Consider the following 15,283-nt stretch of genomic DNA (forward strand, 5'->3'; position numbering starts at 1 on the left):
TAGTTCAGTTGGTTAGAATACCTGCCTGTCACGCAGGGGGTCGCGGGTTCGAGTCCCGTCCGTTCCGCCACTTATTAAGAGCCCTGAGCTAACGCTCAGGGCTTTTTCTTTTCCAGCGATTTAATTATTGCTGAATCCGCAAAAATCCTCTGCATTTTTCACTCTTTTTCGGCAAAGAACTGATGGTCATAATCCTCTCAGTTAACGAACATAGTGATTAAAAAGAGGAATTCTATGACTATCCCTGCATTCGGTTTAGGTACGTTTCGCCTGAAAGACGACGTGGTTATCGCTTCTGTCAAAACGGCGCTTGAGCTGGGCTACCGTGCTGTCGACACTGCGCAAATCTATGAAAATGAAGCGGCTGTTGGTCAGGCGATTGCCGAAAGTGGCGTACCGCGTAACGAGTTGTACATCACCACCAAGATCTGGATTGAAAATCTCAGCAAAGACAAACTGATCCCAAGTCTGAAAGAAAGTCTGAAGAAACTGCGTACGGATTATGTCGATCTGACGCTGATCCACTGGCCATCTCCGGGCGATGCGGTATCCGTTGAAGAGTTTATGCAGGCGCTGCTTGAAGCGAAAGAGCAGGGGCTGACTCGCGAAATTGGTATCTCAAACTTCACTATTCCGCTGATGGAAAAAGCCATTGCTACAGTAGGTGCAGACAATATCGCGACCAACCAGATTGAGCTGTCTCCGTATCTGCAGAGTCGTAAGGTGGTTGACTGGGCTAAAGCGCACGGTATCCACATCACCTCTTACATGACGCTGGCTTACGGTAAGGCGCTAAAAGATGAAGTGATTGCACGCATTGCCGCTAAACATAACGCGACCCCGGCGCAGGTTATTCTGGCATGGGCAATGGATGAAGGTTACTCCGTGATCCCTTCATCTACCAAGCGTGAAAACCTGGCAAGCAACCTGCTGGCGCTGGACCTGCATCTGGATACTGAAGATAAAAAAGCGATCGCGGCACTGGACTGCAACGATCGTCTGGTCAGCCCGGAAGGCCTGGCCCCTGATTGGGATTAATTGCCCGACCCTCTGTACCTTTAACCCTCTTTCACAGCTCCTTCGGGAGCTGTTCTTATATACTCACTTAAAAAGTCTATAAATGCCCGAATGCGTGTACTGACCGCACGATCGCTGTAGTAAACGGCGCTGAAAGGCATTTCTACTGGCAGACGTTTATCGGCCAGCAGCTCCACCAGTTCTCCCCGCGCGATCTCTTTATCAATCATATAATCTGAAAGACATGCGATGCCGTTGCCGCTCAGGCAAAGCTGCTTTAACGTTTCCCCGCTGTTGGAAGAAATCCCACATTCGACCTCATGGAGCTGTCCGTCGCTACGGGCAATCGGCCAGGTATTGAGTGAAACGGGTTCGGAAAACCCCAGACACAGATGCTGCTTTAACTGTTCGACGGTCTCGGGCTTGCCAAAACGGGCAATATAGTCCGGTGAGGCAATAATCTTACGATAGCTGGTAAACAACGGACGCGCACGCAGGCTTGAGTCAGTCAGCGTACCTGCTCGTATTGCGACATCCACTTTTCGTTCAATAAGATTGATGAACGTTTCTGAGGAGACAAGAGACAACGTCATCTCAGGATATCGCTCACGGAACGGTTTGATTAGCGGCATCAGGAAATGCAGCATCACCGGCGTTGCCGCGTCGATACGCAGCAGGCCGCGCGGGGTATTGCGCGACTCCATGATTTCCGTTTCTGCTGCTGCCATCTCTTGCAGTATCTGCTGCACACGCCTGAAGTAGCGTTCTCCTTCTTCAGTCAGGCTTAGCTGTCGGGTAGTTCGATTAAGCAGACTCACACCCAATTTCATCTCCAGCTTTTTTACTGCCCGACTGACTGCGGAATTAGCCTGACCGAGTTGTTCTGCCGCCCGGCTGAAGCTGCCGCTTTCCACAACGGCCACAAAAATCGCAAGTTCTTCAGAGGTTGCTTTCATTTTTGCACCTGACGCAAAATTATATTGAGATTTTGGATATTTTTGTTATTAAAGCATCCCGGCATACTGCGTGTCATCTGATTACTGATGTTACGGAGTTATTTATGCCTCTCGCTTTATTTGCACTAACAATAAGTGCCTTCGCTATTGGCACGACTGAGTTTGTGATTGTTGGCCTGGTGCCGACCATCGCTCAACAACTGGCGATCTCGTTACCTTCAGCCGGGATGCTGGTTTCAATCTATGCGCTGGGTGTGGCGATTGGCGCACCAGTGCTGACCGCTCTGACCGGAAGCCTGCCACGTAAACAGCTGCTTGTCGCGCTGATGGTCCTGTTTACGGCGGGGAATTTACTGGCATGGCAGGCACCCGGGTATATGACACTTATTGTCGCCCGTCTGCTGACGGGGCTGGCTCACGGCGTATTCTTCTCGATTGGTTCCACTATCGCGACAAGTCTGGTGCCAAAAGAAAAAGCGGCTTCCGCTATCGCTATTATGTTCGGTGGCTTAACCGTTGCGTTGGTCACGGGCGTGCCGCTGGGTACGTTTATCGGCCAGCACTTTGGCTGGCGTGAGACTTTCCTGGCAGTATCAATGTTAGGCGTGATTGCGCTGATTAGTAGTCAACTGCTGATCCCGGCTAACATTCCAGGTCGAGCGGCCGCCAGCATTCGCGACCAGGTGAAAGTGCTGACTCATCCTCGTTTGTTGCTGATTTACGCCGTTACGGCATTGGGCTACGGTGGTGTGTTCACGGCTTTCACCTTCCTGGCACCGATGATGCAGGATCTGGCGGGCTTCTCCCCGGTAGCGGTAAGCTGGATCTTACTGGGTTACGGCGTATCAGTCGCTATCGGCAATATCTGGGGCGGTAAGCTGGCGGATAAGCATGGTGCGGTTCCTGCGTTGAAATTCATTTTCGCCGCGCTGTTTGTTCTGCTGATGGTCTTCCAACTGACGGCTTCCACGCAGTACGCCGCGCTGGCTACCATTCTGGTGATGGGGATCTTTGCCTTCGGTAACGTACCGGGGTTGCAGGTCTACGTGGTACAGAAAGCGGAACAATTTACGCCCAATGCTGTTGATGTGGCGTCAGGGCTGAACATTGCAGCGTTTAACATTGGTATTGCACTGGGTTCCGTGATTGGCGGACAAACGGTCGAGCATTATGGGTTGGCGCAGACACCATGGATTGGCGCACTTATTGTTCTGGTGGCTTTCCTGCTGATGGGGCTGAGTGGCCGTCTTGATAAGTCCACACGCGTTGCTCTAGGGTAAATCATTGATGTAAGCGCCTACTTACAAAACAAACTGCAATTGTTCGTTGAAAGTGAGTGCTAAAATCCCTATAACAGAAGAACCAGTCCGGCTGCGGACTGGTTGACGTTACAGAGGTTTGAAAGTCTAAAGTGCGAAAAAACACCTATGCCATGCGTTATGTTGCCGGACAACCCGCCGAGCGGATTTTACCGCCGGGCTCGTTTGCGCATATTGGCCAGGCATTACCCGCAGGCGTACCGTTGAGCAGTGAAGATCGCATTCGCGTGCTGGTATGGAATATTTTTAAACAGCAGCGAGCAGAATGGCAGTCGGTGCTGAAGAATTTTGGTAAAGATGCGCATCTGGTGTTATTGCAGGAAGCGCAAACCACGCCAGAACTGGTGCAGTTTGCGACCACTAACTATCTCGCTGCCGACCAGGTTCCCGCCTTTGTGCTGCCTCAGCACCCCTCTGGCGTTATGACACTCTCCTCCGCCCATCCAGTTTACTGCTGCCCATTGCGCGAGCGTGAGCCTATTTTACGGCTGGCGAAATCGGCGCTGGTGACGGTGTACCCGTTGCCTGACTCTCGGTTGTTAATGGTGGTGAATATCCACGCGGTTAACTTTAGCCTTGGCGTTGATGTCTATAGTAAGCAGTTACTTCCCATTGGCGATCAGATTGCTCATCACAGCGGTCCGGTGATTATGGCCGGCGATTTTAATGCCTGGAGCCGTCGACGGATGAATGCGCTGTACCGCTTTGCGCGTGAAATGTCGCTGCGCCAGGTGCGCTTTACCGACGATCAGCGCCGCCGCGCGTTTGGTCGTCCTCTCGATTTTGTGTTCTATCGCGGTCTGAACGTGAGTGAGGCCTCTGTGCTGGTCACCCGCGCCTCCGACCACAACCCGCTACTCGTTGAATTCAGTCCCGGCAAACCTGAACAATAACGGTGTGTCAGGTCTGCCGTAGGGCAGGCCTGTGATGGTTGCCCTTCATATTTCACAACAACCGAAGGACAACACAATGACAACACGCTCTCATCATGACAACGTCGAAAAACAGTTTGGCTCTCAGGCTAATGCCTACTTAACCAGTGCGGTGCACGCCTCTGGTCGTGACTTGCAACGTCTGGGGGAAAGGTTGCTGGCATTTCCGCAGGCCCGTGTGTTGGATATGGGATGCGGAGCGGGGCACGCCAGCTTTGTGGCCGCGCAATACGTAAAGCAGGTAGTGGCATATGATTTATCGTCGCAGATGCTTGACGTGGTCACTGAAGCGGCAAAGGACAGAGGTCTGGAGAATATCGCCACACGGCAGGGTTATGCTGAAAGCCTGCCGTTTGAAGATAACGTATTTGACGTGGTGATTAGCCGCTATTCCGCGCATCACTGGCATGATGTCGGGCGTGCGTTGCGAGAAGTGAACCGCGTTCTGAAGCCCGGCGGCGTGCTGATTGTGATGGATGTGATGTCGCCAGGCCATCCTGTACGTGACATCTGGTTGCAAACTGTGGAGGCGTTACGCGATACCTCGCACGTACGCAACTATTCCAGCGGAGAATGGCTGTCGTTAATCAATGACGCCAATCTGATTGCCGATACCTTGTTAACCGATCGTCTGCCGCTGGAGTTCAGTTCGTGGGTGGCGCGGATGCGTACGCCTGCAGCGTTGAGCGACGCTATCCGTGTATACCAACAAAGTGCTTCTGCGGAAGTGAAAGCCTATTTTGCGTTACAGGAAGATGGCTCGTTTACCAGCGACACGATAATGGTTGAAGCACATAAAGCGGGATAAATAAAAAAGGCACTGGGGGGAAACCAGTGCCTTCATTTCTACAATGCTATCAGGAGTCCGGCATACCGTTGTTTTTCACAAACAACGTTAGCTGATCGCCTGGCTGCAGATTGTTCGTATCGCTGTTCCAGCGCATCACATCCTTGATGTTAACCCCGTGGCGTTTGGCAATGCTCGAGAGCGAGTCGCCTTTACGCACACGATAGGTGATGCTATCGCTGTTGTTCGCCAGTCGCTGTGCGCTGGTACCAGCGCCCACCGTCAGATTTTGGCCTACTTTCAGCGATGACCCGCGCAGATTATTCCACTGCTTAAGGTCATTGGTGCTCACGCCAAGACGTGAAGCGACGCCAGAAAGCGTATCGCCAGAGCGAACTTTGTAGCTGCGGCTGTTCAGCGGCGTGTTATCCGCAACCAACGTTGACTGCACGGCTGCAATTTCGCCTGAGGCCAGAGACTCACGCAGCTTCTCTGCATGCTTCTTTGGCACCATCACATATTGCGGACCGCTGGCACCCAACGTGGAGCCTTTCACGCCTGCATTGAAGGTTTTCAGCTTGCTGACGGAAATACCTGCCATATCGGCAACCTGAGCCATTTCAACCGGGCTACTCAGGCGAACACGTGCCAACGCGCGGCTTTCGTCTGTTGTTGGCAGACGCACGCCATAGCGTTTGCTGTTTTTGAGTATATCGCTCAATGCCAGCATTTTTGGCACATATAGCTTCGTTTCCTGAGGCAATGGCAACGACCAGAAGTCAGTGGGTTTACCACGGGCTTTGTTCGTTTTAATTGCCTTCATGACACGACCTTCACCGCTATTATAAGCAGCAACGGTCAGCAGCCAGTCGCCATCAAACATTTTGTTCAGACGCTGCATCATGTCCAGTGCGGCGGTGGTGGAAGCCACAACGTCGCGACGTGCATCATAACTGCGGGTCTGTTTTAAACCATAATTGCGCCCCGTGCTCGGAATGATCTGCCAAATACCTGCGGCATTGGCGCCAGACGTTGCGTGAGGATCAAAAGCGCTCTCCACTATGGGTAGTAGTACCAGTTCCATTGGCATGTTACGTTTCTTAACCTGCCCGGCTATCCAGTACATATACGGCTCTGCCCGTAAAGTTACATCGTGGAGATAGCTCTTATTGCGTAAATACTTCTGTTTCTGTTCGCGAATCCGGTTGTTTTCCGGAATTCCCATCTTTAGCTCGTCACCAATGAAAGCCCACAAATCTTGATCAGCAGCGATAGATGTTCCGTCGTCCATCCATCGCGCCTGACTTGTAAACTTTCCTGCTTCCCCTTGACCAGCTGCAGAAAGGCTCTGTGCGTGTTGTTGGACGTTACCAGTATTCTGGCACCCAACAAGCAGGACAGAGGCGAGTAATATCGCTTTTGCCTTCATGTGTGTGTCAATAGTTGCTTAAAAGACGACCGATCATAACGGCGAAGTTTTCAAAAGGCAACCCGCAATTGTCAGAACGTATCTTTCTTTGACCTTAACCAGGCAAAACGCTCTTCAGGTTGTTGCAATATTGTTTTTTTATTTATTTCATTAATTAAATCAATATCTTCCGTTCTTAAAAAAAGATTATTTCGTCGCTCATTTTTCAGAATTACGGGCAGTGTCATTTGTTTTTTTACGCGTAACTCATTAACTTTACGATAATATTCATTTATGAACGGATCGTGCGGAAGAATGCTTAAGGCAAACTTCATGTTTGCTAATGTGTACTCATGTGCGCAACAAATCAATGTATCGTCAGGAAGTGCGTTTAGTTTTTTAAGTGATTGATACATTTGAGATGCTGTGCCTTCAAAAAGCCGACCGCAGCCACCGGAGAAGAGCGTGTCGCCGCAAAACAGGTAAGGGTGGCTAAAGTAACAGATATGTCCTAAAGTGTGACCCGGCGTAGCAATTACCGTAAATTCATGCCCCAAAACGAGTGCAATATCGCCATCTTCGACTATGTGCGTCGTTCCCTTATCTTGCGTTTCAGCCGGTCCGTATACCGCGATTTGTGGGAAATGTTGCAGAAGTTCTTTCACGCCGCCCACGTGATCCTGATGATGATGTGTCAGCAGAATGGCCTCGGGAACCCAGTTATGTTCTGCAATAGCTTTCAGAACAGGTGCTGCTTCACCCGGGTCCACAATCAGACAATGTTTGTCATTATTCGACAGGACCCAGATGTAATTGTCCTGAAATGCAGGAATACTGTTAAGATTCATAGATTACCTCTCAATGCGTAACGGAAGGTCGTGATGAAACCGGCAAGGATCCCTCAAACTGTCATAGCGCCCGTTAGTTGGGATGATTTGCCCTGGGGCGAACACTATCGTCAGGCGCTGGAGCATCAGCTTAACCCGTGGTTCGCAAAAATGTACGGATTTCATCTGCTTAAGATTGGTAATTTAAGCGCAGAAATCAATTCTGAAGCGTGCGCGGTTTCTCATCAGGTAAATGTTTCTTTGCAAGGCGCTCCCATGCAGGTGACTGCCGATCCTTTACATCTGCCCTTTGCCGATAAGTCCGTGGATGTTTGTTTGTTGGCTCATACGCTACCGTGGTGTTCCGATCCACATCGCTTACTGCATGAAGCCGATCGCGTGCTTATTGATGACGGTTGGTTGATTCTGAGCGGCTTTAACCCGGTAAGTCTGATGGGATTGCGTAAACTGGTGCCCGTATTGCGTAAAACATCGCCCTACAACAGCCGGATGTTTACCCTCATGCGGCAGTTGGACTGGCTCTCATTGCTGAATTTTGAAGTACTGCACTACAGCCGTTTTCATGTCCTGCCCTGGAACAAGAAGGGCGGGAAAATGTTAAGCGCCCATATCCCTGCGCTGGGCTGTTTGCAACTGGTGGTTGCGCGTAAGCGAACCATTCCGCTTACGCTCAACCCGATGAAACAAAATAAAAGCAAAACGCCTATCCGCCAGGCCGTTGGCGCAACCCGGCAATACCGTAAACCAGACGTTTAAGCCTCAGCCTGATACCCAATATCATCCTGAGTGGGACGCATTGCAGCAGCGCGCGCAAGCTCATCACAGCGTTCGTTTTCCGGATGGCCCGCATGGCCTTTAACCCATTCCCATTTGATTTGATGTGGCCCCAGCGCGGTATCCAGACGTTTCCACAGATCGACGTTCTTCACTGGTTTTTTATCTGCTGTTTTCCAGCCGCGCTTCTTCCAGTTGTGGATCCACTGCGTAATGCCCTGGCGCACATACTGGCTGTCCGTGCTGAGTATCACTTCACACTGTTCTTTCAGGGCTTCCAGCGCAACGATTGCCGCCATCAGCTCCATGCGATTATTGGTGGTGAGGTTGTAGCCTTCGCTAAAGGTTTTTTCGCGCCCGCGATAGCGTAAAATCGCCCCATAACCACCTGGCCCTGGATTTCCCAGGCAAGAACCATCGGTGAAAATCTCTACCTGTTTAAGCATCTCTGGTAGACTTCCTGTTTTAGCAAATCGAAATCAAACGATAAGTCTGACATAAATGACCGTTATGAGCACTGGAATTACACGACAGATCGTCCTCGATACCGAAACCACCGGTATGAACCAGATTGGCGCCCACTACGAAGGCCACAAGATCATTGAGATCGGTGCGGTTGAAGTGGTGAACCGCCGCCTGACCGGGAATAACTTCCACGTTTACCTGAAACCGGATCGGCTGGTGGACCCGGAAGCGTTTGGTGTACACGGAATCGCAGACGAATTCCTGCTTGATAAACCTACGTTTGCCGATGTGGCCGATGAGTTTCTCGACTACATCCGCGGTGCGGAGCTGGTCATCCATAACGCATCGTTTGATATCGGCTTTATGGATTACGAATTCGCTAAGCTCAGGCGGGATATTCCGAAGACAAACGAATTCTGCAAAATTACCGATAGCCTGGCGCTGGCGAGGAAAATGTTTCCTGGCAAGCGCAACAGCCTTGATGCGTTATGCTCACGCTATGAAATAGACAACAGTAAGCGAACCCTGCACGGCGCATTGCTCGATGCCCAGATTCTGGCCGACGTTTATCTGATGATGACCGGTGGGCAGACCACGATGGCGTTCTCAATGGAAGGTGACAGCCAGCAGCAGAATGACACGGGGATCCAGCGTATTGTGCGACAGTCCAGCAAACTACGCGTTGTTTTCGCCACTGATGAAGAGTTAGCGGCCCATGAGTCGCGCCTTGACCTGGTGCAGAAAAAAGGCGGAAGTTGCCTCTGGCGGGCATAGTTTGTACGTTTTCCGTATGGAAATGACCATTCGGGTGATTTTTGCAGCAAACGATTAAAAAACGTGAGAAAAAGCGTTGACGAGGCGTGAGGCAATCCGTAATATTCGCTTCGTTCCCAAGCGGAACACAACGCGGAGTGGTAGTTCAGTTGGTTAGAATACCTGCCTGTCACGCAGGGGGTCGCGGGTTCGAGTCCCGTCCATTCCGCCACTATTCAGAAAGCCTGAATCAGAAATGATTCAGGCTTTCGTCGTTTTAGCCCGCCACAATAATAATCTCATCATCACACTTTATCGACCACGTCCGTGCTATCGGGCAGGCAACACATCAGGTCATCCTTAACCCGACGCATATCCAGGGGCAGATCAACCTGCGAAGTGATTCATCACGCAGGCGAAGCGGGGGGAAAAGTTATCGCCGATAAGCACCGTTTCTTCATTCAAGTGCTTTAGCATATACAGCTTGTCGGCACGTTCGTAAGCGTCGAAGAAGAGATAATCGACAGCATCCGTTGCTTCATCATCGGGGGATTTTTCACGTCCGTTGGGAGTGAGCATGAAAACACCGGCGGTATGGCCGAGTGGTCGGGCATAGCGAAAGAACAGTTTTCGGTTCACAGCAAACTCGCCATCATCACTTTTGAGTTTCCCTTGTACTGACAATGAAAGGTGTCCGGAGTTGTAGCTGGTAATCAGCATTATTCCATGGAGTACCTTTTTTGTATCCTGGATGTCGAGTATCGACGTGAATTCCGAGGAGCAGGAAAAACTGATTTCTTGTTTTTTCGCATTCCCGGCGATAATAAAAAAAGCGATAGCCGCCAGCCCAAAAATGGCAATCACGACTGACCATAGTAAAGGAGAGTGATCGCTTTCTTGCTTCATATCATTCCTCATGATGGCGATACTGGCTGATGCAATGGTAATAGCCGAGGTTCAGCCCGCATTCAGCGGCAAACGACCACTCAACCAGATTATGGTTGCTCGCCCAGGTATTGAGATACAGATCTTTTGGGTACGAACAGTCGGGGTTAATGCCCACGGACTTGAAAATATCCAGCGCTTTCTTTTCGGTTATGGTATCGGTGAGGGCGTTTCCTAATATATGTACACGGCATTGTTCATAGTCGATAGTCCGCAGGATAGTCGCGTCCGTCATGGCGATTTCATTGGGAATCCATGTTAACCACGCTGTCGCCAGCACGGCGATACCGGTAATTAACGCGGTTATCGCGACAGGCCAACGGCTTTGTTTCTTTTTGTTGAGCGTCGATGCAACATTGGCAATTCTGGCGGGAGCTTGCGCTTCTTCCAGTTGCTGAATATTGATATTAACGTCGCCCATCCGAAATCCCATCCGCGGAATTGTGACGATGAGTTCTGCAGGATGACCCGTAGACGTTATTGCTTTGCGCAGAAATGAAATGTGCTGATTGAGATTCGCATCCGTCGCTCTGGCGCCATTATGCTGAAAAACATTCAGCAGAATTTCATCACGCGAGGATATCTCTTTACCATTTTGCAACAAATAGAGCAGTAATTGTGTTGCCACATTATTCAATGTGGCCATTTCACCAGATGCCAGGTCTTTTAGGGTATTTTTATGTGGTCTGAAAACTAAGCCATCACCAATAATTACGGATTTAATTTTGTTTATTGGTATATGAGAAATCACTGATGTCTCCTTTAAAGCAGGATATCTCGCATTCGAGTGGGTGAAGCAATAGCATAACATAATTCATTTATAAAAAATGGTTGTACCATAGATCGCTTTATTAATATTTATATAACAATATTTTAATATCTCTTATAGAATCCTCTTTTCTCCTTCCTCTCTTTCACTATCTTATTGTCATTACTCGCTTTTGATATCCAATTTCATTTTTACAAAAATTTCATAAATACATTTTGCCTGTTGTTCTGGCTAAATAAAAAAATAGTTGATAGATAAAAACTCTATAAAAATGCTGAATGATAGATATTAACACTGGCTACGTCGTGATTTTTGGCGGTTTTTTAGGTAAACGATCGCTGTGCAGACAGTGTGACAACATGATTCCCTGAGTTTGATTAATACCGTATTTTTGCATTGTGTCATTTTCCCGTCGACTTAATATAAGCCCCGAAACAGCGTAAACAACTGTGGACGGTATTTCGGATGGAATACCAATGAAGTTCAAAATACGGGGCGGCTTGAGATGGATTGTTTGCAAGGATATGCGCTACCGCCACCTGCAGATCAGGATTCCCGGACATAAATTATCTGCGGAAATAGATCTTCGGAATAACTAAAAAACAGATATAAGGTTAAGTAGTAATATGAAAATGAAAAACGTGGCTGTGGCCTGTGCGCTGATGGCGGGAATGACTTTTACTGCCTCTTCTGCTTTTGCTGCAAAAAATGTCGAACCGACTAACGGTAAAATTCACTTCACCGGTTCTCTGGTTAATTCCGCATGTGGTCTGGCACCAGAATCCAGCCCGGTACAGGTTAATTTTGGTGAGATCCCAACTTCTCAGTTAAAAGACAACCAACGTGCTGGCGTTAAGCATGCCAAAATCGTTCTGCAGGGCTGTGATACGACCGTCGCGAAAACAGCCACTGTGACTTATACCCCGGCAACGATTGATACAGACAACAACGCGCTGGCTGCATTCACCTCTGGTACTGCAAAGGGTGCGGGCATCGGTATGATTGACAGTGGCAACCAGGACGTGGAATGGGGCCAAGCCGCCTCTCAGGTCAACATTACCGATGGTGAAACCGACATTGATTTCGTCGCTTACCTGCAGGCAAACAACGCATCTGCCGCGGTAACCCCAGGTGATTTCGAATCTACCGTTAATTTCCAGATCGACTACCAGTAACGATCTGCAGCAGGCGCATTAACGCGCCTGCTTAACCCTTCCTGCGAATAACTGAAAGGAAATGCGGTGATGCCTGGATGGCGAATTTTACTGCTTTTTATCTTCATATCGCCTGCATGGGTTTTGGCTGACACCAATCGTCTTGTCAGTACGCCCGGCAAAATGCGCATGCGCGGAAATATTATTGAGGCTGCCTGTTATGTCGATCCACGCGACCGGTCGCTACTGGTTGAATTTGATGATCTCTCAGCCAGAGATATTTCCGGAAAACCAGAGAAAGTATCAGCGCATGATTTCAGCATTCATTTGTTGGGATGTTCATTAGGGGATTCTCAACATCCCGGGAATCTGTTTCAACGCGCCAATATTACCTTTTCTGGCGCACCGGATAGTGACAATCCTGATTATCTAAGCGTGCAATCGGAAACTGAAAATTTAGCGATAGAAATATATGACAGCAACGGACAGCAAATTCATCTGGGTGAGCCATCACCGGACTATGTGCTTAATCCAGGGAAAAACACGCTCAATTTTACGGCTTATTTGATCTCCCGCGACGGAAGAATGACATCTGGCGAATTTACTGCGGTCACGCATTTTGTTGTGAATTATCTCTGAGCTGCACTGCAATTCGGGTATCTGAAGGTTTGCGAACGAAAATGATCACGCTGAAAACAGATAAAAAACGTCTGGCGCTTTTTATTGCTCTGGTCTGTGCCTCTTCATGGGCTGAAGCGGATGAGGCCATTGAATTTAATACCGACGTACTGGATGCCAGCGACAGGCACAATGTCGATTTGCAGCGTTTTTCCGAAGGCAACTTTGTGACTCCCGGAGAATATCTGCTGGATGTTCGTATTAACAGCCAGGAGATTCCACAGCAGTCGATCCGTTATATCGTCGATCCTGCCAACCCGCATAAATCCATGGCATGTCTGACCCCGCAACAACTCGAATTACTGGCGCTCAAAGAAGAGGCGCTGGCCTATATTCATCCGATTAGCGCGACCTGCTATGACATTTCCCGCCTGCCGGGTGTGGCGTTGAATAATAGCGCAGGCGTACTGGACATTATCGTGCCACAGGCGTGGATGAAATATACCGATCCAGACTGGACGCCACCGGAGCGCTGGGATAACGGCGTCGCGGGGCTGATTTTTGACTACAGCATCTCGGGCCAGGCCACACATTATGAACAGGGCGGCGATCGTTATCGCTCTCTGTCTGGCTATGGGCAGACAGGTTTTAACCTCGGCGCGTGGCGATTTCGTGGCCAGTATCAGGCCAATTACGCTTCGGATGATAATCGCGGCCGTATCGACTGGGATCAGATCTATGCATATCGACCGTTGCCGATGCAGGCTGCAAAACTGACGGTCGGCGAAATCTACCTGAATTCTCAGGTTTTTGATTCGGTGCGTTTCACCGGGGCTAACCTCGCCAGCGACGAGCGTATGTTGCCACCGAATTTGCAGGGCTACGCGCCTGAAGTGCACGGCATCGCCCGCAGTAATGCGAAGGTTACCGTCAGTCAGCAGGGCCGTGTTATCTATCAAACCACCGTTCCTGCAGGTCCATTTAATATTCAGGATCTGCACGGTTCGGTACGCGGCACGCTGGATGTTCGCGTCGAGGAGCAGGATGGCAGCGTACATACTTTTCAGGTCAATACGGCCGATATTCCTTATCTGACGCGCCCAGGCTATGTGCGCTACAACGCCGCGGTCGGGAAGCCATCGCGTTATAACCACGACGTTCAGGGGCCTGCGTTTTATAGCGGTGATTTTTCATGGGGGGTCAGCAATGCGTGGTCGCTGTACGGCGGCGCGCTGCTCACTGGCGAACGCTATAACGCCTGGTCGATGGGGATTGGGCGGGACTTGAGCTGGCTGGGGGCGCTGTCGGCTGATGCGACGCAATCCGTGAGTCGGGTAAAGCATCAGGCTGAACAAAAAGGCATGTCTTTTAAGCTCAGCTACGCCAAAACTTTTGATGAGTACAACAGTGCCATCACCTTTGCCGGTTACCGCTTCTCACAGCGTAACTTCCGCACTTTCTCGCAGTTTCTCGACGAGCAGTATGAAAATAACAACAGTGCCGGCAACGAAAAAGAGATGTACACCATCACCGGCAACAAAACCTTCTTTGCTGACGACCCACTATTAGCGACCACGCTGTACCTGACCTATACCCACCAGAACTATTGGGATCGCGGTTCCCAGGATCGTTACGGATTATCGATGGGGCACAGCTTTTCATTTGCTGGCATCCAGGGGATCAGCGCCAACGTTGCGGCTTACCGCTCTGAGTATCAGGGCAAACGAGACGACAGTCTTTCGCTTTCAATCTCGGTGCCATGGAGCGATGGCCGCTCTATGGATTACGAATTGCAGAACAGCGGCAACCAGACCAGCCAGATGGTTTCGTATTCCGATAACCGCGACCGTAACAATCCGTGGCGTTTGCGCACAGGGGTTTCCGGTGAAGGGCGTACGGCGTTTGATGGCTATTACAAGCACCGCAGCATGATGGCGGAACTGGAATCTAACGTCAGCTGGCAGCAATCACGTTATTTCTCCGTTGGCGGCACGATGCGCGGCGGCTTTACCGCGACGCGTCACGGTGCGGCGCTGCACAACAGCCAGGCGTCGATGAATACCGCCAGGGTGATGGTTGATACCGACGGGGTGGCGAACGTGCCGCTGAACGGCGAACAGGCGCACTCAAACCGCTTCGGTATTGCTGTCGTACCGGACGTCGTTAGCTATCACAGCTTTGATACCCGTATCGATGTGGACGCAATGGACGAGGACATTTCCGCGACTAAAGCCATCGTGACCAACACCCTGACGGAAGGTGCGATTGGCTACCAGCATTTTGCCGTGGCGCAGGGGCAAAAAATGATGGCGCTGCTGCGCCTGAAGGATGGTTCGGTACCGCCGTTTGGCGCCGAAGTGTTTAACGCTAACGGCGTTAGCGTCGCCATGGTAATGGAAAACGGTATGGCCTGGATTGCGGGTGTGAATCCGGCTGAGCGTCTTTCCGTTGCCTGGGCTGGCCGTGCGCAGTGCCACTTACAGGTGCCACAACAAATCAACCCGGAAGGTAACGTGCTGTTGCCTTGTGAATAATTTC

At 50.3% G+C, this 15,283-nt stretch carries 15 protein-coding genes and 1 tRNA gene; 10 read left to right on the forward strand and 6 right to left on the reverse strand.

Annotated features, from left to right (window positions below; translation table 11 throughout):
- Nucleotides 1-234 precede the first annotated feature (234 nt).
- Nucleotides 235-1,038 carry a 2,5-didehydrogluconate reductase DkgB gene (gene dkgB, locus KQJ19_RS13885; protein ID WP_019076057.1) on the forward strand — a complete coding sequence of 268 codons (804 nt, stop codon included), beginning with the start codon at nucleotides 235-237 and terminating at the stop codon, nucleotides 1,036-1,038.
- 20 nt (nucleotides 1,039-1,058) lie between these two features.
- Here dkgB and yafC read toward each other — a convergent pair whose 3' ends face one another.
- Nucleotides 1,059-1,973: a DNA-binding transcriptional regulator YafC gene (yafC, locus tag KQJ19_RS13890; RefSeq protein ID WP_016155740.1), complete on the reverse strand. Its 915-nt coding sequence runs from the start codon at nucleotides 1,971-1,973 to the stop codon at nucleotides 1,059-1,061.
- Nucleotides 1,974-2,077: 104 nt separating this feature from the next.
- Here yafC and KQJ19_RS13895 point away from each other — a divergent pair, with 104 nt between their 5' ends.
- The 3 genes from KQJ19_RS13895 to KQJ19_RS13905 all read left to right on the forward strand — a co-directional run bounded on the left by KQJ19_RS13895 (nucleotide 2,078) and on the right by KQJ19_RS13905 (nucleotide 5,032).
- The gene (locus KQJ19_RS13895; protein ID WP_216403765.1) at nucleotides 2,078-3,253 is read left to right on the forward strand and encodes an MFS transporter; all 1,176 of its coding nucleotides are present in this window, start codon (nucleotides 2,078-2,080) and stop codon (nucleotides 3,251-3,253) included.
- A 131-nt stretch (nucleotides 3,254-3,384) separates the two neighbouring features.
- On the forward strand, nucleotides 3,385-4,185 hold the full coding sequence (locus tag KQJ19_RS13900) for an endonuclease/exonuclease/phosphatase family protein (protein WP_047498513.1): 801 nt from the start codon (nucleotides 3,385-3,387) through the stop codon (nucleotides 4,183-4,185).
- A gap of 76 nt (nucleotides 4,186-4,261) precedes the next feature.
- Nucleotides 4,262-5,032: a class I SAM-dependent methyltransferase gene (locus KQJ19_RS13905; protein WP_049271174.1), complete on the forward strand. Its 771-nt coding sequence runs from the start codon at nucleotides 4,262-4,264 to the stop codon at nucleotides 5,030-5,032.
- 49 nt (nucleotides 5,033-5,081) lie between these two features.
- Here the strand turns inward: KQJ19_RS13905 and mltD are convergent, their stop codons facing one another.
- On the reverse strand, nucleotides 5,082-6,440 hold the full coding sequence (gene mltD / locus KQJ19_RS13910; RefSeq protein ID WP_216403766.1) for a murein transglycosylase D: 1,359 nt from the start codon (nucleotides 6,438-6,440) through the stop codon (nucleotides 5,082-5,084).
- A 71-nt stretch (nucleotides 6,441-6,511) separates the two neighbouring features.
- The gene (gene gloB, locus KQJ19_RS13915) at nucleotides 6,512-7,267 is read right to left on the reverse strand and encodes a hydroxyacylglutathione hydrolase (RefSeq protein ID WP_075846672.1); all 756 of its coding nucleotides are present in this window, start codon (nucleotides 7,265-7,267) and stop codon (nucleotides 6,512-6,514) included.
- Nucleotides 7,268-7,300: 33 nt separating this feature from the next.
- Here gloB and KQJ19_RS13920 point away from each other — a divergent pair, with 33 nt between their 5' ends.
- Complete coding sequence (locus tag KQJ19_RS13920) at nucleotides 7,301-8,023, forward strand: class I SAM-dependent methyltransferase (RefSeq protein WP_047498505.1); 723 nt, start codon at nucleotides 7,301-7,303, stop codon at nucleotides 8,021-8,023.
- Here KQJ19_RS13920 and rnhA read toward each other — a convergent pair.
- Nucleotides 8,020-8,487 carry a ribonuclease HI gene (gene rnhA / locus KQJ19_RS13925; RefSeq protein ID WP_016151805.1) on the reverse strand — a complete coding sequence of 156 codons (468 nt, stop codon included), beginning with the start codon at nucleotides 8,485-8,487 and terminating at the stop codon, nucleotides 8,020-8,022. The genes KQJ19_RS13920 and rnhA overlap by 4 nt on opposite strands.
- 64 nt (nucleotides 8,488-8,551) lie before the next feature.
- Between rnhA and dnaQ the strand changes: the two genes are divergently transcribed.
- Together dnaQ and KQJ19_RS13935 are read left to right on the forward strand one after the other, a co-directional pair.
- Entirely contained in the window at nucleotides 8,552-9,280 is a 729-nt protein-coding gene (gene dnaQ / locus KQJ19_RS13930) for a DNA polymerase III subunit epsilon (protein ID WP_029139417.1), read from the forward strand.
- A 134-nt stretch (nucleotides 9,281-9,414) separates the two neighbouring features.
- Nucleotides 9,415-9,491, forward strand: a tRNA-Asp gene (locus KQJ19_RS13935).
- A 155-nt stretch (nucleotides 9,492-9,646) separates the two neighbouring features.
- Here KQJ19_RS13935 and KQJ19_RS13940 read toward each other — a convergent pair.
- Both KQJ19_RS13940 and KQJ19_RS13945 read right to left on the reverse strand, forming a co-directional pair.
- Nucleotides 9,647-10,165 (reverse strand): hypothetical protein, encoded by a 519-nt coding sequence (locus KQJ19_RS13940; RefSeq protein ID WP_016155747.1) that lies wholly within the window; start codon nucleotides 10,163-10,165, stop codon nucleotides 9,647-9,649.
- A gap of 1 nt (nucleotide 10,166) precedes the next feature.
- Nucleotides 10,167-10,850, reverse strand: a complete 684-nt coding sequence (locus KQJ19_RS13945) for a winged helix-turn-helix domain-containing protein (RefSeq protein ID WP_225622992.1) — start codon at nucleotides 10,848-10,850, stop codon at nucleotides 10,167-10,169.
- A 749-nt stretch (nucleotides 10,851-11,599) separates the two neighbouring features.
- Between KQJ19_RS13945 and KQJ19_RS13950 the strand changes: the two genes are divergently transcribed.
- From KQJ19_RS13950 to KQJ19_RS13960, 3 genes are all read left to right on the forward strand, one after another.
- The gene (locus KQJ19_RS13950) at nucleotides 11,600-12,148 is read left to right on the forward strand and encodes a fimbrial protein (RefSeq protein WP_016155749.1); all 549 of its coding nucleotides are present in this window, start codon (nucleotides 11,600-11,602) and stop codon (nucleotides 12,146-12,148) included.
- Nucleotides 12,149-12,217: 69 nt separating this feature from the next.
- A complete protein-coding gene (locus tag KQJ19_RS13955; RefSeq protein ID WP_019076063.1) occupies nucleotides 12,218-12,766 on the forward strand; it encodes a fimbrial protein in 549 nt (182 codons plus the stop codon).
- Nucleotides 12,767-12,807: 41 nt separating this feature from the next.
- The gene (locus KQJ19_RS13960) at nucleotides 12,808-15,279 is read left to right on the forward strand and encodes a fimbria/pilus outer membrane usher protein (RefSeq protein ID WP_216403767.1); all 2,472 of its coding nucleotides are present in this window, start codon (nucleotides 12,808-12,810) and stop codon (nucleotides 15,277-15,279) included.
- Nucleotides 15,280-15,283 lie beyond the last annotated feature (4 nt).

The organism is Citrobacter sp. S46_ASV_140 (assembly GCF_018919545.1).
Lineage (GTDB): Bacteria > Pseudomonadota > Gammaproteobacteria > Enterobacterales > Enterobacteriaceae > Citrobacter > Citrobacter braakii.